Consider the following 25463-nt stretch of genomic DNA (forward strand, 5'->3'; position numbering starts at 1 on the left):
CTTTTCACGATACGGCCACGGCGACCGCCGAGATCTACACTTATGCGGTCGTCGGCAGCGTCAGTTGTGTATAAGAGACAGGAAGGACACCGTTCAAGCAGCTAGGGCTGGAGACCTCATGATCCTGATTACGGGTGCCACCGGGAACGTCGGCCGGATCGTCGTGGAGCGGCTGGCCGCCGAAGGCCACGACGTGCAGGCCCTGAGCCGCCGGCCCTCGCAGACCGAGTGGCCGTTCGGAGTGCAGGCCGTCGAGGGGGACCTGAGCGACGCGGCGTCCCTCGGCCCGGCCCTGGAGGGCGTCGAGTCGGTCTACCTGTTCCCGGCGCCGGGCCTCGGCGCCGACTTCGTCGCCGCGGCCGAGGCCGCCGGAGTGCGGCACGTGGTGCTGCTGTCGTCCGGAGCCGTGGACGACGACCTGGACGTCCAGGACGGCCCGATCGCCACCCGGCACTTCGAGATCGAGCACCTGCTGCGCGCCTCCGGCCTGCGCTGGACCTTCCTGCGCGCGGACACCTTCGCCGTCAACAGCCTGCCCTGGGGCTACCAGACCAAGAACGGCGACGAGATCCGCGGCGCCTACGCCGAGGCCGCCGCTCCCGTCGTCCACGAGGCCGACATCGCCGACGCCGCCGTGGCCGCCCTGACCACCGAGGGCCACGACGGCAAGGCCTACCGGATCACCGGCCCGGAGCTCCTGACGCACGCCGACCAGGCCCGGATCCTCGGCGAGGTGCTGGGCCGGCCGATCCGCTACGTCGAGATCGACGTGGAGCAGGTGCGCCGGCAGATGGGAGCCTTCGTCCCGGCCCCGATCCTGGCCGACATCCTGAAGTTCTGGGAGCGGTCGCTGGAACACCCGCACGCCGTGAGCCCGGACGTCGAGACCCTCACCGGACACAAGGCGCGCGATTTCCGCAGCTGGGTCGAGGAGCACGCCGACGCCTTTTAGGTAGTACATCAGGGCACTGAAAAGGCCGCTCCCGACCGCCGCGAACGGCGACCGGGAGCGGTCTTCAAGCGCCCTTCAAACAGCCTTCAACCAACGTCCAGCGTCAGCTGACCGTCAACGCGGTGTCGTCGATCACCCACGAGGTCGGGTCCTCGTAGTCGTTGGTCCCGGTGAACTCCAGCGTCACGGTCTTGCCCGCGTACTGCGCCAGCGACATGCTCTGCTGCGCGAAACCGCTGTTGGCGTTCAGGTTCGTGAACGTCTTCAGCGTCCCCAGCGCGTTGCCCGAGCCGTCCAGCACCTGCACGGTCAGCTTGTCGTAAGCCTTCGTCTTGCTGGTCTCCGTGGTGTCGGTGTGCAGCCAGAAGCTGAACGTGTACGTCGAGCAGCCGCTCGGAATCGCACAGACTGCGACAGCGTGTCGGTGGTGCTGACGTTGCCGCCCAGCCACCCGTCCCACGAACCGGAGTGCGCCGGCTCGTCAGCGGTGTCGTTGTTGATGATGTCGCCGGACGAAGTAGTCCACGCGGTGTCGCCGGTCCCGTCCTCGAACCCGGGGTCGCCCAGCAGCTGGCCGGCGCCGGCGCCGGCGCAGCCGCCGCCGGTCCCGCCGGCCGCGCTGATGCTCCAGCTGAATGTGGTGCTGCCGGAGGCGCCGGTGCCGTCGGTGGCGGTGACGGTCACCGAGCTGGTGCCCGCGGTGGTCGGGGTGCCGGAGACGGCGCCGGTCGAGCTGTTGATCGCCAGGCCGGCGGGCAGGCCGCTGGCCGCGTAGGTCAGGGTCTGGCCCGCGGCCGAGTCGGCGGCCGAGACCTGCACGGAGGCCGCAGTCCCGACGGTGCCGGTCTGGTTGTCCGGGTTGCTGACCGTCACGGTCGAGGTGCTGCCGCCGCCACCGCTCGGCGTCTGGTTGAAGTCGGCGGTGAAGGTGTTCTCGATGCCGGTCAGCACGCCGGAGTCGGAGATGATCAGGCCGAGCTCGCGGTTGTGGTTCAGCGAGTTGTCCGAGAAGTTCTCAGAGCCCTGGAACACCTTCGCGCTCGACGTGCCGTAGTCGGCGACGATCGCCTTGGCGTGCACGTAGAAACCGGTCTGCGAGGTGTACTGCGTGACCTTCACGCCGGCCGCCTCGACCTGGCTGATCTGGCTGTTGTACTTGCCGCCGGTGTTCTCGAGCACGCAGCGCACCGTCACGCCGCGCTGCGCCGCCGCCACGATCGCGCTGACCAGCGCCGGGTCGCCGAACTCCTCCTCCTGCACGTCCAGCGTCCTGGTGGCGCCGTTGATCAGCGCGAGCAGGTGGGTCTGCGAGTCGGTCGGCGACCAGACCAGGTTGTCGCCGTCGTTCGGGGTGATCGAAGTGTCGGTGAAGTCGGCACCGAAGACCTGCTCCACGGCCGCGACGTCGTTCTGGTCGGTGTCGAAGACCGAGTAGTCGCGCGAGGTCGCGTAGTAGGTGCTGTCCAGGTTGCCGGTGCTGATCCAGGACGTCGCGCCGTCGACGGTGATCGTCTTCTGGTGCGTGTAGGTGAACACCGAGGAGCTGTAGACGACCGGTACGCCGCCGGCCTGCAGGGTGCTGTAGGCCGCGCTGTTCACCGAGGTCTGCTTGCCGTCCAGGATCACCCGGACCTGGACGCCCGCCTTCTGCTTGTTCACCAGCGCCGTGGTGATGGTGGTGTCGCGCAGCTCGTACATCGTGACGTCGATGGTCTTGGTGGCGCTGTTGATAAAGCTGTAGATCGCGTTCTCGCCCTGGTCGGGCAGGATCAACAGGCTGTAGGTGCCGGCGGCGTGGGCGGCCGGCGCCAGCATCGCGCCGGACGCGGCGGTCGCGGTGGCGACCACGCCGAGCCCGAAACGGCGGATGGCAGATCTGAGCATTCCGGTTCTCCTGAAGAGAGGTGGCGGATGGTTTGTGGGCGAGGGCGATGAGGCTGTGAGGGCCGGGCAGGGCCCCTAACAGGGCTGAACCCACAAGGGAAAGTACAGATCAGCACTTAAGGCGCATAGGGTACTTGACAGAACTTTTAGATGAACAAGGCCTGTCGCAGGAGTGCGCGGTTTAAATGCGCGCACGGCGATATGGGCGCCGGTCTGTCTCGGCGCCTGGCAAGCCTTCCAGAATGCCCGACCATCGATGATCGACTCAAGAGGATGGTGCGCTCGGCTAGAGTCGGTGCGATCCGGTCGCGGGTGGCGAATGCAGGGGGGTGCCGACAATGATGGACATAGTCGATTTCGTGCAGCGATTTGAGGAGCCCGCCGCGCAATTGTTGGCGACGGTTCACGCGGCTAAAAGCGCACCTTTAGATGCTCCCATTACCTGGACTGGCAAAGGCCCTGCGGTGGTGGCGATCGGTGACGACGGCGCGCTGCTCGGCTTCCTGGCGGCGACCGTCGGCGGCTCCCCGGGCTCTTTCGTGGCGAAGGTCCGGCTGCACCAGCACGCCGCGTGCGGCGACGACGCGCGGATGACGTACCGGCACATGTACCGGGCGCTGTCGGAGCAGCTGGTGGAGATCGGCTGCTTCGAGCACACCGTGGCGGTCGCCGTCGATCGTCCGGAGGTCGTGAACGCCTTTGTGGAGCTGAGTTTCGGCTTCGACCAGATTAAGGGTCTGCGTTCGATGACGCCTCCCGACGATGCGCGGGCGCAGCGGGTGCACGCGGCGGGGGACGTCGTGTTGCGTGCGGCCGTTCCCGGGGATCTCGCCCGGATCGTCGACCTCACGTGGGAGTTGCAGCAGTTCCACGCCGAGGCGCCGATGTTGCGGCCGGCGGTGGTCGACATGAAGGCGTTACGGGGCGACCTGAGCGCGGGCATCGCAGACGAGAATCGGCTTGTTCTGCTGGCCGAGCACGAAGCGCGCGTCGCGGGGCTGATGGTCGTCGACCCGGACGGACACATCCCGGCGGCGGCCACGATCGGCATCGCCGTCGTGACCGCCGCCGTGCGGGGCCGGGCCCTGGGCACTGCTTTGCTGTCAGGCGCGGCGGATTGGGCCGCGACCCGGGGGTTTCGCCGACTGTGTGCGGGATGGACGTCGGCGAACCTGGTGAGTGATGCCTTCTGGCGCGGCCACGGTTTCGTTCCGGTTCGCTACACGCTCACACGGCGGATCGATCCGCGCGTCAAGGCGTGACTCGTTCGCCGGTCAGGGTGCGGACAAGCGGTTCAGCGTGTTCGAGGAGTCGTCGACGAAGTACAGCGACCGCCGGTCGGGCGCCACCGCCAGCCCGAACAGGTTTCCGGCGCCGGCCGGCGATCCGTTGGCGTCCAGCGTCCGCTCGGCCACCTGGACACCGTCGCGGGTGGTCTCCACCAGGTTGCCGTCGCCGGCGTTGACGGTCAGCACGTCGCCGTTCGGCGCCACGGCAAGGCCCAGCGGGGTGTTGAGCCCGTTGTCGGCGGTGACGGTGCGGCCGGCTCCGGCGTCCGTCCCGCGCCAGGGCGCGTTCGGGATCGCCGCCACGCGGTTGCCGACGGAGTCGGCGACGAACAGCGTGCCCTGCCGGTCCAGGCCGACGCCGGTCGGACCGACCACCAGGGCGGCCGGGTCCGTGCGCTCGCCGAAGCCGGAGGCGATGACGCGCGAGTCCAGGACCGTGGGCGGGTAGTCGGGGCCCGAGCTGATCAGGAGCCTGACGACGGTGCCGTGGTGGACCGTCGCGCCGTTCGCGGCCAGGGTGCCGTTCAGGACGTTGGTGACGAACAGTTCGGTGACGTCGCCGAAGTCCAGGGCGGTCATGTCCCAGGGGCCGTTGAGGCCGTGGCCGGTGATCGTCTCCTGGACCCGGCCGCGGCTGTCGAGGACGAGCAGGCAGCCGGACTGCGCGGTCGCGGAGGTGCCGTCCGCGGTCGGCAGGCTGCCGACGATCACCCAGCCGTTGCGCAGGACCGACAGGGCCGTGGTCAGGCCGACGCCGCCGGGGCACTTGCCGGGCAGGTGCGCGGGGTCGATCGCGGCGAACTGCGACACCGCGCCGTCCGGGGCGACCTGGACGATCGTGGTGCCCGTGCCCTGCAGGTTGGAGGCCGCGTTGAAGTTGCTGACCAGGACGTCCCCGCCGTGCAGACGTCCGACGCTGCGCGGGACGACGGCGACGCCGTAGGGGTTGACGTCGCCGTTGGCCGGGACCGTGGAGGCGATGGTGGAGACGGTGTGCAGCGGGCCGACGAAGGGCGAGCGGGCCGCGGCGGTCGCGGTGGCGCCGGACTGCGCGGCGGCGAGGGCGAGACAGGTCGCGGCCACGGCCGCGGTGGCCAGCCGCCGGGTCCGCGGGGTCCGTAGGAGGGGCCGCGCGGGGGAGGGCGTGCGGATATCAGACATGGATGTTCCTCCTGGGCAGGTTCGAGTGGTACTGCTTCCAGCAGGAAACGGATTCGGTCGGCGGCGGGTTCGGTGCCTTGATCCGAAAAGGTGATGCCTGTGCGGGCGGCGTCTGTGCGGGCCGTCCCGCCGGCTCACGCCAGCTCGGCCGGCGGGCCCTCCTGCTCGCCGAGCGTCGGCGAGAACACGGCGGTGTAGTGCTCGAACAGGGGCTGCCACGCGTTCTTGTCGCGCGTGCCGGTTTCCAGCAGGTCCAGGCACGATTCCCAGCCCGCGGCGTTGCGCGCGGCGACGGCCGGGCGCAGCTCGTCGACCAGGACGAGCAGGGTGCCGGTGCCGTGCGGGGTGAGCGTGAAGCGCAGTGTCTCCTCGCCCCAGGTGAAGGACAGGGACTCGGGCTCACGGACGTCGAGGACCTCGCCCTTGATCGTGAACGCGTCCGGCTCGGGCCCGAACGGGAACGTGATCCCGGCACCGGGCACCCAGCGCTCGCCGTCGACGACCACGTCGCACGGGAACCACTTCTTGAGCTGTTCGCGCTCGGTCAGCGCCTGCCACACGACCTCTGGGGGATCGGGCAGCACGCGCTCCAGGCGGATCGCGGCCCCCTGCGCACCCCCGGTCGTCAACGATGCCTCGCTCATGTCTTCCTCCGGTCTTCCAGATGTGTTTCCAGGCGGTCCAGACTGCGCGTCCACAGCCAGCGGTACTGCGCCAGCCAGTCGTCGACCTCGGCGAGCGGCTCGGGCCGTATGCGGTAGAAGCGGTGCTGCGCATCCGGCCGCACCTCGACCAACCCGGCCTCCCGCAGCGCCCGCAGATGCTTGGACACCGCCGGCTGACTCGCGCCCAGGCGCTCGGACAACTCGCCGACCGACTTCTCGCCCTCGCGGAGCAGCTCCACGATGGCCAGTCGGCGCGGCTCGCCGAGGGCTTGGAACGCGGTGGCTACGGTCATGGGGCGAGTGTGCCTCGGTGGTTATATGCCTGTCAAGGAATATGCGGCAGAGCTGGGGGATGGTCGCGCGGGGAGGGTAGTCGCGGAAGGTGGCCGGCGGTGCTAGCGGTAGTGCGGTGCGGCCAAACCTCAGCCCCCACTCAGCTCCCGCTCCACCGGCGTCCGGAACCGTGGCGTCACCCGCATCTCGCCCAGAATCGCCTGCCATCGCTCGGTCTCGGCCGCGATCGCCTTCTGACCCTCGCGGCCGATGTCGCGCAGCAGCTTCGTGGCGATCGTGCGGTCGGGGAGTTGGATCCAGCCGCCGACGACTTCGCCGTTCCACCACAGCGTCGGGCCGGCGTTGCCGGCGCGGTCGAAGAGCTGCGCTTTGATCTCCTCGGCGAGGTACCAGTCGCGGCCCTGCCAGCCCATCGTCGTCGGGTCCAGGGCTGGGAGGAGGGCGGCCCATGGTTCTGGGGTCGGGACCGGGGTCAGGTCGTCCGGGAGGAGCCAGCCGGGGCCGTCGGTCAGGGCCACCTGTGTGGCGTCGATCGCCTTCAGCGCCTTGCGGGCGTCGGTGACCTTCCAGCCGGTCCACCACTTCAGGTCGGCTTCGGTCGCCGGTCCGAATGCGTGCAGCCAGCGGCGCGCCAGCTCCGCCTGGGCCTCCGGGACCGCGATGTCCGCGTGGCCGGTGCCCGGTTCCCAGCGGTGCTGGCTCGACAGCCAGGTGCCGACCGGCCGGCCGCGGACCACCGCGCCGTCGAAGCCGAGGACGCGCAGCACGCGGCCGGAGGCCGGTTGCCAGGCCTCCCACTTCGTACCCTTGCCGTACAGCACCTGGTCCCGCAGGCCCGGCACGGCCTTGCCCAGTTCCGCGCCGGTCGCCGAGCCGCGGCGGCGGACTTCGGCGGTCGTCGCCGCCTCGACCTTCTCCAGCCACGCCTCGTCGAGGCCCGCGGCCACCGCGTTCTTCAGCAGCAGGCCGCGTTCTTTGAGCCACAGTTCGCGGGTCGTCGAGGCCTGAACCACCGACGCCAGCTCGGTCGGGAACACGAACAGCGTCTGGCGCATGCCGTGCATCCGCACCAGTGTCCGGTCGTCGTACAGCGCGCGCTCGACCTCCGTGGTCGACGGCGTCTGGAGGCGCGCCATCGCCGACAGGTACACCGAGGCGGCGTCGGTGGAGTGCAGCGCGACGAGTGCGTCGGTCACGGCTTCCGCGGACGGGGCCGCGAGGCCGGGGGCCAACAGGTGCCGCGTGGCCAGGCGGGCGCGGCGTTGGTCGTCGCTTACTGCGGGCACCCCGTGTGAAGTCACGCGTTCATCTTGCGCAGCCCGCGCACCGAGCGCCACCCGATCACACCGATCGAAACCCCCGCCACGATCGACACCGTCACCAACGCCGCGTGCACCAGGAAGAACGAAGTGGGTCCGTTGTTCCAGGACCTCTTGTCGTCCCAGATCGCCTCCATGAAGCGTGGCCAGATGATCACCGACCACGCTCCGAAGGCCACCAGGAACCACGACGCGACACGCCCGAGCCTCGCCCGCCCGTCACCCACCACCGCCCGTTCATGAGTCGCTTCGCGACGCTGTGTCATTGCCTACTCCTTACCTGCGGCGGGCTTCCAACCCACCCCGAGACGAACCTTGGATCAAGTAAATCTCGTAGACTGCCGGAGCCGCGCCCGCCCCACCCGCAGGAGGATCCCTGTGTCCGATTCCTTCGTCCACCTGCACGTTCACACCGAGTATTCGATGCTCGACGGTGCGGCGCGGTTGAAGGACATGTTCAAACACGCCACCGAGTTGGGCATGCCCGCGGTGGCGATGACGGACCACGGCAACATGCACGGCGCGGCCGACTTCACCAAGCAGGCGATGGGCGCCGGCATCAAGCCGATCCTCGGCATCGAGGCGTATGTGGCGCCCGAGTCGCGCTACAACCAGAAGCCGATCCGCTGGGGCCAGCCGCACCAGAAATCCGACGACGTCTCCGGCGGTGGCCTCTACGGCCACGCCACGATCTGGGCCCGGGACGTCACCGGTCTGCAGAACCTCGCCAAGCTCTCCTCGCGGGCCTTCACCGAGGGCTTCGCCCGCAAGTACCCGCGCATGGACGCCGAGCTCATGGCGGAGCACTCCGCCGGTCTGATGGCCACCACCGGCTGCCCCTCGGGCTTCGTCCAGACCCGGCTGCGCCTGGAGCAGTTCGACGAGGCCTACGCCGCCGCCGCGCAGTACCAGGAGATCTTCGGCAGGGAGAACTTCTACCTGGAGCTGATGGACCACGGCCTCGACATCGAGACCCGGGTCCGCGAGGGCCTGCTGGAGATCGGCAAGAGGCTCAAGATCCCGCCGGTGGTCACGAACGACTCGCACTACACCTACCAGCACGAGTCCACCGCGCACGACGCGCTGCTGTGCATCCAGACCGCCTCGAACATCGCCGACCCCGACCGCTTCCGGTTCGGCGGCGACGGCTACTACCTGAAGTCCGCCGACGAGATGCGGGCGATCGCGCCCAACGACGAGATCTGGCTGGAGGGCTGCCGGAACACGCTGGCGATCGCGGAGAAGGTGAACCCGGAGGGGATGTTCGCCTACCGGAACCTGATGCCGCGCTTGGAGGCGCCGGACGGTCTGACCGAGGACCAGTGGTTCCGCAAGCTCGCCTACGACGGTCTGAACAAGCGCTTCCCGGCCGGAGTCCCGGACGAGAAGACCTACCACGGCCGCCTCGAGTTCGAGCTCGACGTCATCCTGTCGATGGGCTTCCCGTCCTACTTCATCGTGGTCGCGGACTTCATCAACTGGGCCAAGGACAACGGCATCGCCGTCGGCCCGGGCCGCGGTTCGGCCGCAGGCTCGCTGGTCGCGTGGTCGCTGGGCATCACCGACGTCGACCCGATCCCGTTCGACCTGCTGTTCGAGCGGTTCCTGAACCCCGACCGCGTCACCCCGCCCGACATCGACATCGACTTCGACGACCGCCGCCGCTCGGACGTGATCCGCTACGTCACCGAGAAGTACGGCGAGGACAAGGTCGCGATGATCGCCACCTTCGGCCGGATCAAGGCCAAGGCGGCGATCAAGGACTCCAGCCGGATCCTGGGCTACCCGTTCGCGATGGGCGACCGCATCACCAAGGCGATGCCGCCGGACGTGATGGGCAAGTCGATGCCGCTGACCGGCGTCTTCGACAGCAACCACCCGCGCTACGGCGAGGCCGGCGAGATCCGCGGGATGTACGAGCAGGACGCGGACGTCAAGAAGGTCATCGACACCGGCCGCGGCGTCGAGGGCCTGATCCGCCAGCCCGGGGTGCACGCCGCCGGCGTCATCATCTCCCCGGAGACGATCACCGACCACGTGCCGGTCATGATGCGCCCCGCCGACGGCGTCATCATCACGCAGTTCGACTACCCGACCTGCGAGGAAATCGGCCTGATCAAGATGGACTTCCTGGGTCTCAGGAACCTGACGATCATCACCGACGCCCTGACCAACGTCGAGACCACCACCGGCAAGAAGCTCAACACGCTGGAGTTCCCGCTCGACGACCCGATCACCTACGAGCTGCTGTGCAAGGGCGACACGCTGGGCGTGTTCCAGCTCGACGGCGGCCCGCTGCGCTCGCTGCTGCGCCAGATGCGCCCGGACAACTTCGAAGACGTCTCGGCCATCATCGCCCTGTACCGGCCCGGGCCCATGGGTGCGAACTCGCACATCAACTACGCCGAGCGCAAGAACAACCGGCAGCCGATCACCCCGATCCACCCGGAGCTGGAAGAGCCGCTGAAGGAAGTCCTCGGCGTCAGCTACGGCCTGATCATCTATCAGGAGCAGGTGATGGCCGCCGCGCGGGTGCTCGCCGGCTACTCGCTGGCCCAGGCGGACCTGCTCCGCCGGGCCATGGGCAAGAAGAAGAAGGAAGTCCTCGACAAGGAGTACGTGGGCTTCGAGAAGGGCATGGCCGACAACGGCTACTCGGCCCAGGCCACCAAGGCGGTGTGGGACGTCCTGGTCCCGTTCGCCGACTACGCGTTCAACAAGTCGCACTCCGTCGCGTACGGCTTCATCGCGTATCAGACCGCTTACCTGAAGGCCCACCACCCGGCCGAGTACATGGCCGCGCTGCTCACCTCGACGGCCACCGACAAGGACCGCTCGGCGATCTACCTGGCCGAGTGCCGCCGGATGGGCATCAAGGTGCTGCCGCCGGACGTCAACGACTCGCTGCACCAGTTCACCCCGGTCGGCACCGACATCCGCTTCGGGCTCGGCGCGATCCGCAACGTCGGCGAGAACGTGGTCTCCTCGATCATCGCCACCCGCAAGGCCAAGGGCCGCTTCACCTCCTTCAACGACTTCCTGGCCAAGGTGGACCTCCCGGTCTGCAACAAGAGGACCATCGAATCGCTGATCAAGGCCGGCGCCTTCGACTCCCTGGGGCACTCCCGCCGCGGCCTGATCGAGCAGCACGAGCGCGCGATCGACTCGGTGGTGGATGTCAAGAAGCAGGAGGCGCTGGGCCAGGACTCGCTGTTCGGCTCGCTGCTGGACGGCGGCCAGGACGCCATCACCGGCGGCGTCGAGATGACCTTCTCCGACATCGAGTGGGACAAGAAGGTCCTGCTCGGCTTCGAGCGGGAGATGCTGGGCCTGTACGTTTCGGACCACCCGCTGTCCGGCGTGGAGAACCTGCTGGCGTCCAAGGCGGACTGCTCGATCGCCTCGCTGACCGGGGAGAACGACCGCGGCGACGGCTCGATCGTGACCATCGCCGGCCTGATCACCGGCCTGGCCCGCAAGGTCACCAAGCAGGGCAACACCTGGGCCGCGGCCTCCGTGGAGGACCTTGAAGGCGGCATCGAGACGATGTTCTTCCCGCAGACCTACCAGCTGTACTCCACGCAGCTGGCCGAGGACGCGGTGGTCGTGGTGAAGGGCCGGCTGGACAAGCGCGACGAGGTGCCGAAGCTGATCGCGATGGAGGTCGCCGTCCTGGACATCTCCGGGGCCGGCAGCAGTGCGCCGGTGGTCCTGCACGTGTCCGAGTCGCGGGTGATCCCGGCGACCGTGGAACGCCTCAAGCGGATCCTCACCCGGCACCCGGGCACCACCCCGGTGCGCATGCACCTCAAGAGCTACGACGAGAAGGTCGTCCGCTACCAGCTCGGCGACAACCTGCGGGTCGCGAACTCGCCGGCGCTGAGCTCCGATCTCAAGGTTCTGCTGGGCGCCGGGTGCTTCGGCGCCGATCCCTCGCAAGCGGCGGAGTGAGCATGGAATTCCAGGATGTGATCCGCAAGCGGAAGATGGTCCGGGCGTTCACGACCGAGCCGATCGCCCCGGAGGTGAGCGAGCGCTTGCTGCGCGCGGCGAACCGGGCTCCGTCCGCCGGGTTCTCGCAGGGCTATGCGATGCTCGTGCTGGAGTCCGCCGAGGACCGTGCCGCGTTCTGGAAGGCGATGGACCCGGAGGACGAGTACGCCGGCACGCCGCTGCGCAACGCACAGATGATCGTGATCCCCTGTTCCAACAAGGAGATCTACATCGACCGGTACTCACGTCCCGACAAGGGCTGGACTGACCGGGACGAGTCCCGCTGGCCGGTTCCGTTCTGGCACATCGACACCGGCATGCTGACGATGCTGCTCCTGCTCGCGGTGGTCGAGGAGGGGCTCGGGGCGCTGTACTTCGGGATCCCGCCGGGCTCGAACGACAACGTGCGCGCCGAGTTCGGGATCCCGGCGGATTTCACGCCGATCGGTGCGGTCGCGATCGGGCATCCCGACGAGGACCGGGACTCCCGGCAGAAGACGTCGCGCAAGACCATCAAGCGGCGCGCCGTCGAGGACATCGCGCATCGTGGACGCTGGCGTGCGGAGGCCGCCGCGGATGGTGACGCCGCTGGCGCTGCTGCTGCCACCGAGAACACTGCCGTTTGACAGCGCGTCTGTTTGACAACGCCGCCACTGACGCGGCTGAGGCAGTCTCTGCGAGAGTGAATCTGTGATTTCCTTCGCGGAACTGGCAGTAGTGGAAGACATCATCCGTTCCGTCAACGAGAAAGCGGTCCTGCCGCGCTTCCGGAGCCTGAACGACTCCGACGTCGCCATGAAGGGCCCGATGGACCCGGTCACCGTCGCCGACCGGGAGGCCGAGGACCTGTTGCGGGAGCGCCTGACGGCGTTCCTGCCCGGGTCGGTGGTGGTGGGGGAGGAGGCGGTCTCCGAGGACGCCTCGGTGCTGGACGCCCTGACCGGCAGCGCGCCGGTGTGGATCGTCGACCCGATCGACGGCACCCGCAACTTCATCGCCGGCTCCGCGCGGTTCTCCACGTTGGTGGCGCTGGCCGCGGGCGGTGAGTTGCTGGCGTCGTGGTCCTACGCACCGGTTCTCGGCCGCATCGGCACGGCGCTGGCCGGGCACGGCGCGTGGGTGGACGGCCAGCCCGCTCACGTCGCGCAGATTGCTGATCCCTCAGCTCCGACCCTGCCGATCACGACCAGCCATCCGGTCTGGTGGCCGCACGGCTACGGCCGCGGCGTGGACGCGATGCGCGACGCGGGCCTGGACGTCGGGTACTTCGACGCGTGCGGGATCGAGTACCTCGACCTGGCCGCCGGCTCGCGTTCGGCGATGGTGCTGACCTGGGAGTACTGCTGGGACCACGCCGCCGGGCTGCTGCTGGTCGCCGAGGCCGGCGGGCACGTCGCGGCGTTGGACGGATCGCCGGTGCGGCTGGAGGGCGGGAACGCGCTGCCGTTCGTCGCGTCCGCGGATCCCGGGACGGCCGAGCGGATCCGGGGCCTGATCACGGCGTCGGGGCCGGCCGCCGGGTGATTCGAGCGCCGGGTGATCTGAGCGCCGAGTGATTCGGCTGCCGGGTGATTCGACTGCCGAGTGATTCGAGCGCCGGGGCAGGCGGACCAGTTCCCCGCCCCGACGCTCAGCTTTCTCCTGGCGTGGATTGCCGGGCAACCCTCACGGACAGTAAGCACGTGTAAGAGTTCTGTCAACACTGCCTCAAGCCGGGTTCCCGACGGATTGTGTCGGCGATGTTGACGATGGGTGACGTTGCGCCTAGCCTGTGCGACTGCGATCGATGACGTTTATTCGTAGTCGAATTTGTTGGAGCGTGCTCATGTCCCCCGCTGCAAGACAACGCACCGCGCTCGCCGCCGTCCTCATCCTCCTCCTCAGCGTCCTGACCGCCTGGGCCGTCGCCTCCCCGGCGGCGCACGCGGCCACCTCCACGACCGTCACCGTCAACGGCGGCTCCTCGGGCCGCACCTTCGACGGCGTCGGGGCGATCAGCGGCGGCGGGGGCAACTCCCGCCTGCTGGTCGACTACCCCGAGCCGCAGCGCGGCGAGATCCTGGACTACCTGTTCAAGCCCGGATACGGGGCCTCGCTGCAGATCCTCAAGATCGAGATCGGCGGTGACACCAACTCCACGGACGGGGCCGAGGCCTCGCACGAGCACAGCCGCGGGGTCGTCGACTGCGGCCAGGGCTACGAGTGGTGGCTCGCGGAGCAGGCCAAGGCCCGGAACCCGAACATCAAGATCTACGGTCTGGCCTGGGGCGCCCCGGGCTGGATCAGCGGCGGCTTCTGGTCCGCCGACACCATCAACTACCTAATGGACTGGTTCGGCTGCGCGGCCCAGCACAACCTGACCGTCGACTACCTCGGCGGCTGGAACGAGAAGGGCTACAACACCGGCTGGTACGAGAGCCTGAAGAGCGCGCTGGCCGCGCACGGCCACGGGTCCACCAAGGTGGTCGCCGCCGACGACCAGTGGAACGTCGCCGACAGCATGACCTCGGACTCGAGCTTCAACAACGCCGTGGACATCGTCGGCGTCCACTACCCCTGCGGGTACGGTAGCGCCTTCCTGTCGTGCAACAGCACGCAGAACGCGCTGAACCTCAACAAACCGTTGTGGGCCAGTGAGAACGGCTCGGAGTCGACGGACGGCAGTTCCACGTTCGGCGCCCCGAGTGTCGCGCGCGCCCTCAACCGGGACTACATCGACGGCAGGATGACCGCGTACATCAACTGGCCGCTGGTGTCCGCGATCTACCCGAACCTGCACTACGCCGACCAGGGCCTGGGGATCGCGAACCAGCCGTGGTCCGGGAACTACTACATCGGCAAGACCACCTGGGTGATGGCGCAGACCTCGCAGTTCACTGCGCCGGGCTGGCAGTACCTGGACTCCGGCAGCGGGTTCCTCGGCGGGAACCGGGCCAACGGCAGCTACGTGTCGCTGAAGTCGTCGAACGGCCGGGACTACAGCACCGTGGTGGAGACCATGGACGCCACGGCCGCGCAGACGATGACGGTGAACGTGGCCGGCGGGCTGTCGACCGGGGCCGTGCACGTGTGGCAGACCAACGTGAACTCCGGCAACTCCTCCGACTGGCTCGTGCACAGCGGTGACGTCACGCCGGCCGGCGGGTCCTACACGGTGACCCTGCAGCCCGGCTACGTCTACACCTTCACCACCACGACCGGCCAGGGCAGGGGCGTCACCTCGCCGCCGGCCGCGTCGACGATGCCGCTGCCGTACACGAACAACTTCAACACCCCGGCCACCACCACCTCGCCGCTCTACTTCTCGGACATGAACGGCGCTTTCGCGACCACGTCCTGCGGCGGCGGCCGCTCCAGGTCGTGCCTGCGGCAGATGGCGGCGTACCAGCCGATCCGCTGGACCGGCGAGTCCTACGATGCGCCGTACACGCTGATCGGCGATCAGACGTGGTCGAACTACACGGTCAAGACCGACGCGCTGTTCGAGCAGTCCAGCAGCGTGGAGCTGATCGGCCGCGCGAACCTGCAGGGCACGAACAACAACGGTCTGAACGCCTACCACCTGCGGGTCAGCGACTCCGGCGCGTGGTCGATCGTGAAGAGCGACACCGCGTGGAACTTCACGACGCTGGCGAGCGGGACGACCTCCTCGCTCGGCCTGAACAAGTGGCACACGGTCGCCTTCCAGCTGAACGGCTCGACGCTGACGGCGTCGGTGGACGGCAACGCCGTGGGCAGTGTCAACGACGGCACCTGGACCAACGGCCAGGCCGGGCTCGGGGTGACCGGGTACCAGACGGACGAGTTCTCGAACTTCTCCATCACGCCGGTCTCCTCGCAGGTCGTGCACCTGGGCCCGGTTCCGTCGGCGGAGGCCGGCAAGTGCCTGGACGACAACGCGGGTTCGTTGGCCAACGGGACGCACGTCCAGATGTACGACTGCAACAACAGCGCGGCGCAGAACTGGTTCTGGGCCAACGGTTATCTGCAGCTCAACGGCGCCAGCGGCAAGTGTCTGGACGTGACGGGCAACAACACCGCGAACGGCACGCTGGTGGAGCTGTGGGACTGCAACGGCGGCGCGAACCAGCGGTGGGTCCCGCAGTCGAACGGCGAGCTGGTGGGCGTCGGATCCGGCAAGTGCCTGGACGACCCGGCGTCCAACACCGCGAACTTCACGCAATTGGAGATCTGGGACTGCAACGGCGGCGCCAACCAGCAGTGGACGCTGCCATAATCCGATGAGTGAGCGCTAAGACATGGGGGATCATCGCCGCCGTCGTCCTGGCCGCCGCCGGGACGACGACGGCACTGCTCCTGCGCGGCGGCGGGACGAGCGACTACAAGGCCCTGCCGACGTGCGACAAGCTCGCGGCCGCGGTGCAGGGCAAGCCGACGTTCCACGTCGGACAGAACGTGACGCACGAAGAGCCCTTCCACGGCCTGGACCCGGCGTACATGAACATCCGCTGCTTGACGGCGGACGGCGCGACGTTCGTCGAGGTGGACCTGTATCAGAAGAGCAACATGGACCCGCTGACGACGAATCAGTACCCGGACAAGCAGGTTCACGACGGCGAGTGGCGGGCGCGGGACATGTTCGGGCACAACCAGCTCACGACGCTGACGCCGGACATCGCCTACGGTTCGCTGGACTACGCGGGTAGCACGTGCACGGTCGAGCAGGTGAAGCACAACGCCGAGGTGATGCTCACCGTGCCGATGGCGAAGGGGACGGCGCCCAGCGCGTGGAAGACGGTGTGCAAGCAGGTCGCGGAGCAGCAGATGCCGAAGGTGATGGACGCTGCGCTTTGAGTGGGGCTCGGTGTTGCGATCGCCTGCCACGAGCCACGAGCCACGAGCCACGAGCCACGAGCCACGAGCCACGAGCCACGAGCCACCAGCTACCCGCAGCCACTAGCCAACTGCCGCCACGATCGCCAGCAGCCAGCGATCGCGAGCTGCCTGCTGGCACATGATTGCTCGCTGCTCGCCAGCCTGTCGCCGCGATCGCCAGCCGCCTGCCGCCCCATCAGCGCGAAGGCGCCACCAACCCCGCCTCGTAAGCCGTGATCACCAGTTGCACCCGGTCGCGCGCGGCCAGCTTCGTGAACAGGCGCGCCACGTGTGCCTTGGCGGTGGCCGCGCTGATGAACAGTTCCTCGGCGATCTCGCTGTTCGACAGGCCGCGGCCGACGAGGGTCAGGACTTCGCGTTCGCGTTCGGTCACGCTGGCCAGGAGGGTTTTGTCGCCGCGGTTCGGTGTGGTGCCGGGGGGTTCTGGGCGGACGGCGAATTCGGCGATCAGCCTGCGGGTGACGCTCGGGGCTATGAGGGCGTCGCCGGAGGCCACGACGCGGACCGCGTCCAGGATGGAGTCCAGGGCCATGTCCTTGACCAGGAAGCCGCTCGCGCCCGCGCGGAGCGCCGGGTAGACGTACTCGTCGTCGTCGAAGGTGGTGAGCATCAGGACGCGGGTGGTGCCGGTGGACTCGGTGATGCGGCGGGTGGCCTCGATGCCGTCCATCTCGGGCATGCGGATGTCCATCACGGCGACGTGCGGGGTGTGCGCCGCGGCCAGGCGGACCGCCTCGGCGCCGGTGCCGGCCTCGCCGACGACCTCGATGTCCGGGGCGTCGTTGATCAGGACCCGCAGACCTGTGCGGATCAGCGGCTGGTCGTCGGCCAGGATCACCCGGATCGGGGCGCGCTCGGCGGTCGGGTCGGCAGTCGGGTCGCCGGGTTGGTCGATGCTCTGGTCGCCGGGCTGGTCGAGGGTCACGGGGTCACCGCCGGGTTCGGGTCGGGTTCGGGTCGGGCGCCGGGGAGGGGGCGACCGGTGTCGGTGTCGGTGTCGGTGTCGATGTCGTGCGCGATGGCGCTGGAGGTGTACGTCGTCTCGAAGCCTCCCGGCACCGGCAGTGTGGCACTCACCAGGAACCCGCCGCCGACCCGGGGCCCGGCGCTGAACGTCCCGTGCACCAGGCTCACCCGCTCGCGCATCCCGACCAGGCCGAAGCCGGTGCCGCCGGCGCCCAGCACGCCGTGCCCGTCGTCCGCGACCGTGATCGACACCGCGCTCTCCTGGAACTCCACCCGGACCCGGCACGTCCGGGCGCCGGAGTGCCGCACCACGTTCGTCACCGACTCCTGGACGATCCGGTACGCCGCCAGGTCGATCTCGCCGGGCAGCGGCCGCGGCATCCCGATCTGCTCGACGATCGCCAGCACCCCGGCGTGCTTCGTCGAGGCCACCAGCTTGTCCAGATCGGCCAGGCCCGGCGCGGGATCGGTCGGGGTCTCGGAGTTCTCGCTCTGCCGCAGCGCGGTGAGCGTCCGCCGCAGCTGCGACAGGGTGTCCCGGCTGGTGTCCTCGATCGCGCGTAGCGCCTTCTGCGCCTCGGCCGGCTGCGTGCCGATGACCCGGTTCCCCATACCGGCCTGGATGGCGATGATGCCGATGCTGTGCGCGATCATGTCGTGCAGTTCGCGGGCGATCCGCAGCCGCTCGTTCGCCACGGCCTGGGTTGCGGCGTCGGCGCGGTGCCGGGCGACGCCGGTCCGGCGCTCCCGCGTCGAGCTGCCGAGGAGCCAGGCGACCATGGTCATCAAGGTGATGACGACCACGTGTGTCGGCATCAGGTCCGAGGCGCCGGGGGGAAAGGCGGCGATGGCCGTGATGCCGCCGGCCATGATGAGGACCGCGGCCTTGATCGACGTGCGGCGGGGCCAGTTCAGCGCGATGGCCACCAGGCATGCGTCGATCGCGACGAGCGTCACGTAACAGGTGATGCCGGGGGCGTATGTGGTGGCGACGTACACCTGGGCGAGGCTCGTGACAGTGGCGAACACCAGGGGCCGGCGACGGAACATCGGTAGCAGGACGACCGTCAACAGGCCCGGGAGTTCTTCCTGCCAAGCGTCGGCGTGGTAGCCGGAGCTGATCAGCGTCCCGCCCGGCGGCACGATCCACTGCTTCAACTGGTAGCTGTACAAACCCCCCGAAAGAGGTGTTGCCGTGTGATACTCCTGCAGGTGCGGCGCAGACAACGCGATCAGCACGAGGTAGACGACCACCAACAGGCTGTCCGTCAGCCACTGGCCGCGCCGCGTCTTCTCCATGCCCAAGATCGTAGACAGCCGCCGGGGTGGCCGCATCGGCTCGGGGGCTTACACCCCCGGGCCACAGTCCGCCCTCGTCATTGCCGCTCGCCGGCCGATGCCCGACTACGCGCCGCCCCGGCAGGGTGATCCCCGTGATCGAGCTGACTGACCTCACCAAGCGCTACGGCGGCAAGACGGCCGTGGACCACCTGACCGTGACCGTCCGATCCGGGACGGTGACCGGCTTCCTGGGCCCCAACGGCTCCGGCAAGTCGACGACCCTGCGCATGATCCTCGGGCTGAACGCGCCGACCTCCGGCACGGTCACCATCGACGGCCGCCGCTTCGCCGACCGGCCGCGCGGCCTGCGGCACGTCGGCGCGCTGCTGGACGCGCAGGACATCCACGGCGGGCGCTCCGCCGTGGCCCATCTGAGATCGCTGGCCGTCAGCAACCGCATCCCGCTGCGCCGGGTCGGCGAGGTGCTGGAGGAGGTCGGGCTGGCCGAGGCCGGCCGCAAGCGGATCGGCGGCTACTCGCTGGGCATGAAGCAGCGCCTGGGCATCGCCGGCGCGCTGCTCGGCGACCCGCCGGTGCTGCTGTTCGACGAGCCGCTGAACGGCCTGGACCCCGAGGGCGTGCGCTGGGTGCGCGAGATGTTCCAGCGGCTGGCCAAGGAGGGCCGGACGGTGTTCGTCTCCAGCCACCTGATGTCCGAGATGGAGCACACCGCGCAGCGCCTGGTCGTCATCGGCCGCGGCGCGCTGATCGCGGACGAGACGCTGACCGACTTCTCCCGCCGCGGCTCGCAGGCCACTGTCCTGGTGCAGGCGCCCGAAGCCGCCGCGCTGGCCGTGATCCTCACCGCCGAGGGCGCCGACGTCCAGGCCGCCGCCGGGGCCGAGGGCCTGACCGTCTCGGGCCTGACCTCCGCCCGGATCGGCGAGCTGGCCTGGCGGAACAACATCATGCTGGCCGAGCTGGCCACACAGAACGCCTCGCTGGAGAAGGCGTTCATGGAACTGACCGCCGACTCCGTCGAATACGCCGCAGGAGAACCCCGATGAGCACCTTGACCGCCACGTCGCAGACCCCTGTTTCCGCGCGGCTCCCCAGCGAACCGAATCCGCGATTCCGCGACCTGTGCCGGATGGAGTGGATCAAGGTCGCCTCGCTCCGCTCCACCTGGCTGGTGTTGCTGCTGGCGGCGGCCGCGACCATCTTCATCAATCTGAACGGGGTCCGCTCCGATCTGCAGTACCTGGACCAGGATCTGGCCCATCCCGACGGCGTGATGCCGAACGGCTACCACTGGCACTTCTACTACGACCCGATCTTCCGCTCCCTGTCGCGCATCGCGGTGCAGCTGATGATGCTCGGCGGCGCGGCGATCGGCGCGCTGACGATGTTCGGCGAGTTCTCGACCGGGCAGGTCCGCACCACCTTCGCCGCGGTCCCGAAGCGCGGGGGCGTGGTCGCGGCGAAGATCACCGTGCTGTGCACCATCACCACGGTCCTGGCCTTCATCGTCGCGATGGTCTCGTTCCTCGGCGGCCAGGCGATGGTCGCCAGCCGGCACGTGGGCGCGTCGATCACCGACCACAACGCCCAGATCGCCATCGCGGCCTACACCTTGGTGGTCCCGGTCTGCGCGCTGATCGGCATGCTGTTCGGCGCCCTGATCCGCAACGCGACGGCCTCGATCGTGGCCGTGGTCGCCTCCCTGTTCCTGCTGCCGGCCTTCTTCGGCGGCGACAAGTACCGCTGGGTCAAGGAGGTCAGCCACCTGTTCCCCGGCAACGCCGAGGACACGCTGACGTTCTGGCACAAGGACCCGAACCAGTCGCTGGGCAAGTGGCCGGCGAGCGATCTGCACGCGTGGCTGGTGTACGCGGGGTGGGTCGTGATCTCGGTGGTGGTGTCGCTGGTGGTGGTGAAGAAGCGGGACGCCTGAGCGGCGGGACCGACCGCCGATCAGTAGTCCGCGTGGGTGTAGGGCGGCGCGAGCGGGCCGAGGTCGGGCTCGTCGCGCAGCTCTATGTCCAGGCTCTGGGTTTTGTTCAGGGTCTGGGCTTTGTTCAGGGTCTGGGCATCGGCCGCCGGTTCCAGCGCCAGCACGATGACTTCGTTCTCGCCGGAGCGCCACAGCGGTGCCGGGGCGTAGAGCGTGACCTGAGGGCCCCGGTCCCACAGCCGGCCGAGCAGGAATCCGTTGAGCCAGACCAGGCTCCGCGCCGTGGAGGGGACGGCGAGGAAGCCGTCGGCCGGCTCGGTCACGGTGACCGTGGCGCGGTGGAATGCCGGTCCCGCGGTCGCAGAATGCTGATGGTCCTCCGTCGTCAGCCCCGACAGGTCGTCCAGCGGCAGCACCCGGTGCTCCCAGCCGAACTGGAACTGGTGGTCCAGCCGCACGCCACCTGTCAGACCCTTGCGATCGGCCAGGTGCGGGCCGTAGTTGACCCGCCCGAAGGGCTCGACGAGGATCTCCAGATCCAGGCCCCCGCCCGGGATCTGGAGATCCAGCGTCTGCTCGGGCTTGTCACGCTCCAACATCCCGAGCAGCTTTCCGTCCGCGAAGACCTGCGCGAGGTCGCGGACGCCTTCGATCCGCAGCGTGTGGGTCCGCGCGGGGCCTTCGATGCGGCGGCGGTAGTGGACCAGGCCGAAGCTGTGGCCCAGCTTCTCGATCGACTCTGGCGTCGGGCGGTGCACCGGGTCCGTCGCCAGAACGTCCAGCCGGTCGCGTAGCGCCGCGATCCGGGGCGCGGTAACGGTTTGCGGCCTCATGCGGGGCGCGGGGGCGGGCAGCCCGGCCTGCGACGGACCAGCCTCCGACAGACCGGCCGCCGACGAACCGGCCGCCGACAGCCCAACCTGATCCAGCCCGACGTGCCGCGCGATCACCTCGCGGAACAGGTGGAACTTCGGCGTCAGCCGGCCGGCCTCGCCGATCGGCGCGTCGTAGTCGTAGCTGGTGATCGTGGGCTGATATCCCGGATCCCCGGCGAGCACGCCGGAGTGGTTGGCGCCGGCCCAGAACCCGAAGTTGGTGCCGCCGTGACCCATGTAGAAGTTGACTGAGGCGCCCGCCGTGAGGATCTCGTCCAGCGTGCGTGCGGCGTCCTCCGGAGTGCGGGTGTGGTGCGGTTCGCCGAAGTGGTCGAACCAGCCGTTCCAGAACTCCATGCACACCGCCGGGTCGTCGGGCCGGAGGCGGCGCAGGCTCGCGATGCCGTCAGTGGCCTGCGAACCGAAGTTCACGGTGGCCAGCACGTCCGGCACCGTGCCGCCGGCCAGCATCAGGTCCTGCGGGCCGTCGGAGGTGAACAGCAACGTGTCCACGCCGCGCTCGATCAGGCCCTTGCGAAGGTGGCCGAGGTAGTCCGGGTCGTCGCCGAAGCTGCCGTACTCGTTCTCGATCTGCACCGCCACGACCGGCCCGCCGCGCGTCGCCTGCAATTCGGCCAGCACCGGGATCAGCTCGTCGAACCACTGGTCCACGGCCGCCAGGTAGGCCGGATCGGCGGTGCGCAGCCGCATGTTCTCGTCGGCCAGCAGCCAGGCCGGCAGCCCGCCGAAGTCCCACTCGGCGCAGATATAAGGACCCGGACGCGCGATCACGTCCAGCCCGAGCTCACCGGCCAGCCGGATGAACCCGGCGACGTCCTGCCAGCCGCCGAAGCGCGCCGGCCCGGGCGCCGGCTGGTGGAAGTTCCAGGCGACGTAGCACTCGACCGTGTTGCACCCCATGGCGCGCACCCGCTCCAGCCGGTCCCGCCACAGCTCCGGATGGATCCGGAAGTAGTGGATCGCCGCCGAGACGATCCGGTGCTCCCGGCCGCCTCGCAGGAACCTGCCGCCCTCGACGGTCAGTACGCGCTCGTGTGCCACCCAGCGATGATCGGGGCCGCCGGGCGCGGGCGGCCATGGATCTTGCTGAGTCGTTCTTGGATATTTGTCGGTGCCGGGAGGTGCCCCAGCGTGCTGCGCGGGTGCGGTTGGTCTGTTGGAACCAGCAGCGCCGACTCGTCCACCTACGCCGACAGCGAACCGCGCCGGAACATCGTCGGCGACAGTCCGACGCGCTGTGTGAACAGCCGCGTGAAGTACGCCGGATCGTCGTACCCGACGGCCCGCGCCACCTGCACCACGCTCTGGTCCGTCGCGGCCAGCAGGTCCTTCGCCTTGGACAGCCGGACGCGCAGGATGTACTCCTTCGGCGTCGATCCGGTCGCCAGCCGTACTTCTTCGCGCAGCTGGGTCACGGTCAGCCCGAGGCGCGTGGCGTGGTCCTGGAGTGCGACCGGGTCGGTGGCGTGTTCGGTGAGCGCGCGGACGGCCCGCGACTCGCGCAGCCCGGGGCCGTTGTCGCGGACCGCGGTGATCAGGCGGTGCACCAGGATCCCCGCCGAGACCTCGTAGTGCGGGCCGGTGGTGCGGACCACGGTGAGCAGCTCGCGGAAGAGTTCGCGCACCGGGCGGGCGTCGCCGAGGGGGACCACCGGCGAGGTGCGGGACAGGAAGTCCAGGCTCTCGTAGCCGGCCGCCGCCGGGCCGTCGAACAGGGCCCAGGTGATGGTCCAGCCGCCGACGTCCGGCTGGTAGGCGTGGACCAGGCCGGGGAACAGCCAGAACGCCGCCGGGGCCTTGATCGGCAGCCGGGTGCGCGGCCGGTCGCCCCACTCGATCCAGCCCGAGCCGCGGGTCACCAGGTGCAGCGCGTAGCAGTTCAGGACCCGGGCGTCCCAGCGGATGCCGTGCTCGGCGATGGTGTGCCAGCCGGCGCCGTACAATGCCAGGCCGAGGCGGCGGTGCTCCTCGGCCGGCGTCATGTAGACCGCGTACTCCGACACCGGCGGCTGCCAGGGCTCCTCGCCGGCCGCCGCCGGCTCGTCGTCCCGGGGCACGTTCACGCGTCATATGCTCCGGGGTGCGCAACCTCGCGTCAATCCACGGTCAACCCAGGTCCCCGGTCAAGTCCCCGGCCGGCTCCCGGCACCTCGGCCGGCTCCCCGGCCGGCCCGCGGCCAACTCCCCGGCTAGCTCCCGGCCGCGATCAGCTCGGCGACGATCCGCGGCACGGCCTCGCCGATCGGGTCCCGGATCACCTCGGTGGCCAGGTGGTCGTACGGGGTCTCCTCGTTGTTGACGATCACCAGGTCCGCGCCGTGCGCCACGGCCACCTCGCACATCGACGCGGCCGGCTCGACGCGCAGCGAGGTGCCGATCGCCAGGAAGATCTCCGAGGCCTCGGCCGCCTGCTCGGCCTGCCACAGCGTCGCCGGGTCCAGGTTCTGGCCGAACATGATGGTCGCGGCCTTCAGGATGTCGCCGCAGACCGGGCACGGCGGATCCGCCTCGCCGGCCGCGACCCGCTCCAGCGTCGCGTCCATCGTGGTGTGGTACGTGCACCGGATGCAGACCACGTCGGCCATGTTCCCGTGGATCTCGATCACCTTGCGCGGCGACGACCCGCCCTTCTGGTGCAGCCGGTCGATGTTCTGCGTGATGATCCGCACGGACCGCCCCGAGTGCTCCAGTTCCGCGAGCGCCTTGTGCGCCGCGTTCGGTTCCGCGTGCCGCGCCGGGTTGTCCCGCCGCGCCAGCCACGAGCGCTCGCGCAGCTCGGGGTTGGCGACGTAGTTCTGGTACGTCGACAGCAGCTCGGCGATCGGGTCCTTGGTCCACACGCCCGTGGGGCCCCGGAAGTCCGGGATGCCGGAGTCGGTGCTGATGCCCGCGCCGGTGAGCATTCCGATCGGGCCCTTGCGGCTGCGCCAGTCGGTGGTCATGGCGAAAGCGTAGTCAGTGATGCCACGGGAGCTCGACGAGGTTTTCCGGTGATCCGTCGCGCAGGATCGAGGCCAGCAGCGGCGCCAGGCCCCAGGGGACGATCCGCTCGTCGGTGGCCTCCAGGTCCGCGACCGACCACCAGCGGTACTCGGAGATGGTCTTGCGTTCCCAACTGGTGAAGCCGCTGGTGTCGATGTCGAGCGAATCCACACGGTGGAAGAAGTAGTCCTCGCGGAAGTCGCCCTTCTTCCACCCGAAGTCGGCGTAGCCGCCGGTCGCCGCGACCAGGCCCCCGAGCTGCTCGGTCGTCACGACCACACCGGTCTCCTCGCGCAGTTCCCGGACCGCCGCGGCGTTCACCGCCTCGCCGTCGTCGATGCCGCCGCCCGGGGTCAGCCAGACGTGGGACCGCCTGCTCTCCTGGTACTTGAACAGCAGCAGACGGTCCTCCTTGTTCATCAACAGGACGCGGGCGGTGTGGCGAGCGTAAGGGCCTTCGGGCAGCGGCATATCCCTCAGGGTAGTTGCCGCCTCAGGCGAGTGCGGCGATCTGTTGGGTCAAGGTGTCGACGGACTGGAACATCAAGCCGAAGGTCGCGACGTGCTTCCAGCGCAGCACGCCCTCGGCGTCGACGAGGAACACGGATCGCTTCAGGCCCAAGCCTTTCAGCGCCACGCCGTACTGCCGGATCACGGTCTTCTCGGGGTCCGCGAGCAGCGGCTGGTGGAGCCCGTGCCGCTGCGCGAACTTCTCATGGCTCTCCAGATCCTGCGGGCTGATGCCCCAGACCTCGGCGCCGATGCCGGTGAACTTCTCCAGCTCGTTGTTGTACGCGCACATCTGCTTGGTGCACACCGGAGTGTCGTCGCCGGGGTAGAAGGCCAGCACGATCGGCTTGCCGCGGTGCCCGGACAAGGCGAAGTCGCGCCGCTCGACTCCGGTGTCGTCGGGGCCGGACAGGACGATGCCCGGCAGGGTGAAGTCGGGGGCGGGAGCGCCGAGCTCGGG

The 25463-nt window shown here is 69.3% G+C and carries 23 protein-coding genes; 9 read left to right on the forward strand and 14 right to left on the reverse strand.

From position 1 onward, the window contains the following. Window positions 1-118: 118 nt before the first annotated feature. On the forward strand, window positions 119-952 hold the full coding sequence (locus tag GWK61_RS33955) for an NAD(P)H-binding protein (RefSeq protein ID WP_194915786.1): 834 nt from the start codon (window positions 119-121) through the stop codon (window positions 950-952). 103 nt (window positions 953-1055) lie between these two features. On the opposite strand, the gene GWK61_RS33960 is transcribed toward GWK61_RS33955, so the two are convergent. Beyond that, complete coding sequence (locus tag GWK61_RS33960; RefSeq protein WP_194915806.1) at window positions 1056-1259, reverse strand: hypothetical protein; 204 nt, start codon at window positions 1257-1259, stop codon at window positions 1056-1058. 2 nt (window positions 1260-1261) lie between these two features. Then, window positions 1262-2836, reverse strand: a complete 1575-nt coding sequence (locus GWK61_RS57205; protein ID WP_228563393.1) for a phospholipase D-like domain-containing protein — start codon at window positions 2834-2836, stop codon at window positions 1262-1264. A gap of 467 nt (window positions 2837-3303) precedes the next feature. On the opposite strand from GWK61_RS57205, the gene GWK61_RS59980 reads away from it, so the two are divergent. Then, window positions 3304-4098, forward strand: a complete 795-nt coding sequence (locus GWK61_RS59980; protein ID WP_194915787.1) for a GNAT family N-acetyltransferase — start codon at window positions 3304-3306, stop codon at window positions 4096-4098. Between the two features lie 12 nt (window positions 4099-4110). On the opposite strand, the gene GWK61_RS33975 is transcribed toward GWK61_RS59980, so the two are convergent. The 5 genes from GWK61_RS33975 to GWK61_RS33995 all read right to left on the reverse strand — a co-directional run bounded on the left by GWK61_RS33975 (window position 4111) and on the right by GWK61_RS33995 (window position 7830). After that, window positions 4111-5286: an NHL repeat-containing protein gene (locus GWK61_RS33975; protein ID WP_228563394.1), complete on the reverse strand. Its 1176-nt coding sequence runs from the start codon at window positions 5284-5286 to the stop codon at window positions 4111-4113. 134 nt (window positions 5287-5420) lie between these two features. Further along, on the reverse strand, window positions 5421-5930 hold the full coding sequence (locus tag GWK61_RS33980) for an SRPBCC domain-containing protein (RefSeq protein WP_194915788.1): 510 nt from the start codon (window positions 5928-5930) through the stop codon (window positions 5421-5423). Next, window positions 5927-6244: an ArsR/SmtB family transcription factor gene (locus GWK61_RS33985; protein WP_194915789.1), complete on the reverse strand. Its 318-nt coding sequence runs from the start codon at window positions 6242-6244 to the stop codon at window positions 5927-5929. Before GWK61_RS33985 ends, GWK61_RS33980 begins: the two co-directional genes overlap by 4 nt. Window positions 6245-6373: 129 nt before the next feature. Beyond that, window positions 6374-7546 (reverse strand): winged helix DNA-binding domain-containing protein, encoded by a 1173-nt coding sequence (locus GWK61_RS33990; RefSeq protein ID WP_323747876.1) that lies wholly within the window; start codon window positions 7544-7546, stop codon window positions 6374-6376. Beyond that, entirely contained in the window at window positions 7543-7830 is a 288-nt protein-coding gene (locus GWK61_RS33995; RefSeq protein ID WP_194915790.1) for an SCO4848 family membrane protein, read from the reverse strand. Before GWK61_RS33995 ends, GWK61_RS33990 begins: the two co-directional genes overlap by 4 nt. A 112-nt stretch (window positions 7831-7942) precedes the next feature. On the opposite strand from GWK61_RS33995, the gene dnaE reads away from it, so the two are divergent. From dnaE to GWK61_RS34020, 5 genes are all read left to right on the forward strand, one after another. Then, window positions 7943-11515 carry a DNA polymerase III subunit alpha gene (gene dnaE, locus GWK61_RS34000; RefSeq protein WP_194915791.1) on the forward strand — a complete coding sequence of 1191 codons (3573 nt, stop codon included), beginning with the start codon at window positions 7943-7945 and terminating at the stop codon, window positions 11513-11515. A gap of 2 nt (window positions 11516-11517) precedes the next feature. Continuing rightward, window positions 11518-12183, forward strand: coding sequence for a nitroreductase family protein (locus GWK61_RS34005; RefSeq protein ID WP_228563395.1), 666 nt, complete (start codon window positions 11518-11520; stop codon window positions 12181-12183). A 64-nt stretch (window positions 12184-12247) separates the two neighbouring features. Continuing rightward, window positions 12248-13081: an inositol monophosphatase family protein gene (locus GWK61_RS34010; RefSeq protein WP_323747877.1), complete on the forward strand. Its 834-nt coding sequence runs from the start codon at window positions 12248-12250 to the stop codon at window positions 13079-13081. Between the two features lie 301 nt (window positions 13082-13382). Beyond that, window positions 13383-15794 carry a ricin-type beta-trefoil lectin domain protein gene (locus GWK61_RS34015; RefSeq protein WP_194915792.1) on the forward strand — a complete coding sequence of 804 codons (2412 nt, stop codon included), beginning with the start codon at window positions 13383-13385 and terminating at the stop codon, window positions 15792-15794. An 8-nt stretch (window positions 15795-15802) separates the two neighbouring features. Then, complete coding sequence (locus GWK61_RS34020) at window positions 15803-16372, forward strand: hypothetical protein (protein ID WP_194915793.1); 570 nt, start codon at window positions 15803-15805, stop codon at window positions 16370-16372. A gap of 217 nt (window positions 16373-16589) precedes the next feature. Here the strand turns inward: GWK61_RS34020 and GWK61_RS34025 are convergent, their stop codons facing one another. Further along, window positions 16590-17309 carry a response regulator gene (locus tag GWK61_RS34025; protein WP_194915805.1) on the reverse strand — a complete coding sequence of 240 codons (720 nt, stop codon included), beginning with the start codon at window positions 17307-17309 and terminating at the stop codon, window positions 16590-16592. Window positions 17310-17335: 26 nt separating this feature from the next. Next, window positions 17336-18679 (reverse strand): sensor histidine kinase, encoded by a 1344-nt coding sequence (locus GWK61_RS34030; RefSeq protein WP_194915794.1) that lies wholly within the window; start codon window positions 18677-18679, stop codon window positions 17336-17338. Window positions 18680-18813: 134 nt separating this feature from the next. On the opposite strand from GWK61_RS34030, the gene GWK61_RS34035 reads away from it, so the two are divergent. Together GWK61_RS34035 and GWK61_RS34040 are read left to right on the forward strand one after the other, a co-directional pair. Continuing rightward, window positions 18814-19728, forward strand: coding sequence for an ATP-binding cassette domain-containing protein (locus GWK61_RS34035; RefSeq protein ID WP_194915795.1), 915 nt, complete (start codon window positions 18814-18816; stop codon window positions 19726-19728). After that, a complete protein-coding gene (locus tag GWK61_RS34040; protein ID WP_194915796.1) occupies window positions 19725-20615 on the forward strand; it encodes an ABC transporter permease in 891 nt (296 codons plus the stop codon). The genes GWK61_RS34035 and GWK61_RS34040 overlap by 4 nt, the downstream gene beginning before the upstream one ends. Window positions 20616-20635: 20 nt before the next feature. On the opposite strand, the gene GWK61_RS34045 is transcribed toward GWK61_RS34040, so the two are convergent. The 5 genes from GWK61_RS34045 to GWK61_RS34065 form a co-directional block, all read right to left on the reverse strand. After that, window positions 20636-22552: a glycoside hydrolase family 35 protein gene (locus tag GWK61_RS34045; RefSeq protein ID WP_194915797.1), complete on the reverse strand. Its 1917-nt coding sequence runs from the start codon at window positions 22550-22552 to the stop codon at window positions 20636-20638. Between the two features lie 143 nt (window positions 22553-22695). Continuing rightward, window positions 22696-23574, reverse strand: a complete 879-nt coding sequence (locus GWK61_RS34050; protein ID WP_194915798.1) for a helix-turn-helix domain-containing protein — start codon at window positions 23572-23574, stop codon at window positions 22696-22698. A gap of 126 nt (window positions 23575-23700) precedes the next feature. Further along, on the reverse strand, window positions 23701-24453 hold the full coding sequence (locus GWK61_RS34055) for an SIR2 family NAD-dependent protein deacylase (RefSeq protein WP_194915799.1): 753 nt from the start codon (window positions 24451-24453) through the stop codon (window positions 23701-23703). 13 nt (window positions 24454-24466) lie between these two features. After that, window positions 24467-24964, reverse strand: a complete 498-nt coding sequence (locus GWK61_RS34060) for an NUDIX hydrolase (protein WP_194915800.1) — start codon at window positions 24962-24964, stop codon at window positions 24467-24469. A 22-nt stretch (window positions 24965-24986) separates the two neighbouring features. Continuing rightward, window positions 24987-25463, reverse strand: a 477-nt coding sequence (locus tag GWK61_RS34065) for a peroxiredoxin (RefSeq protein ID WP_194915801.1), incomplete at its 5' end; no start/stop codon positions are given.

It is taken from the genome of Catenulispora rubra, assembly GCF_015356825.1.
Lineage (GTDB): Bacteria > Actinomycetota > Actinomycetes > Streptomycetales > Catenulisporaceae > Catenulispora > Catenulispora rubra.

What these genes read in the sequence shown, in the direction of transcription:
- GWK61_RS33955 (WP_194915786.1), top strand. Translation starts at nt 119, where the DNA reads ATGATCCTGATTACGGGTGCCACCGGGAACGTCGGCCGGATCGTCGTG.
- GWK61_RS57205 (WP_228563393.1), bottom strand. Translation starts at nt 2,836, where the DNA reads ATGCTCAGATCTGCCATCCGCCGTTTCGGGCTCGGCGTGGTCGCCACC.
- GWK61_RS33975 (WP_228563394.1), bottom strand. Translation starts at nt 5,286, where the DNA reads ATGTCTGATATCCGCACGCCCTCCCCCGCGCGGCCCCTCCTACGGACC.
- GWK61_RS33980 (WP_194915788.1), bottom strand. Translation starts at nt 5,930, where the DNA reads ATGAGCGAGGCATCGTTGACGACCGGGGGTGCGCAGGGGGCCGCGATC.
- GWK61_RS33985 (WP_194915789.1), bottom strand. Translation starts at nt 6,244, where the DNA reads ATGACCGTAGCCACCGCGTTCCAAGCCCTCGGCGAGCCGCGCCGACTG.
- GWK61_RS33995 (WP_194915790.1), bottom strand. Translation starts at nt 7,830, where the DNA reads ATGACACAGCGTCGCGAAGCGACTCATGAACGGGCGGTGGTGGGTGAC.
- GWK61_RS34005 (WP_228563395.1), top strand. Translation starts at nt 11,518, where the DNA reads ATGGAATTCCAGGATGTGATCCGCAAGCGGAAGATGGTCCGGGCGTTC.
- GWK61_RS34015 (WP_194915792.1), top strand. Translation starts at nt 13,383, where the DNA reads ATGTCCCCCGCTGCAAGACAACGCACCGCGCTCGCCGCCGTCCTCATC.
- GWK61_RS34030 (WP_194915794.1), bottom strand. Translation starts at nt 18,679, where the DNA reads ATGGAGAAGACGCGGCGCGGCCAGTGGCTGACGGACAGCCTGTTGGTG.
- GWK61_RS34040 (WP_194915796.1), top strand. Translation starts at nt 19,725, where the DNA reads ATGAGCACCTTGACCGCCACGTCGCAGACCCCTGTTTCCGCGCGGCTC.
- GWK61_RS34055 (WP_194915799.1), bottom strand. Translation starts at nt 24,453, where the DNA reads ATGACCACCGACTGGCGCAGCCGCAAGGGCCCGATCGGAATGCTCACC.
- GWK61_RS34060 (WP_194915800.1), bottom strand. Translation starts at nt 24,964, where the DNA reads ATGCCGCTGCCCGAAGGCCCTTACGCTCGCCACACCGCCCGCGTCCTG.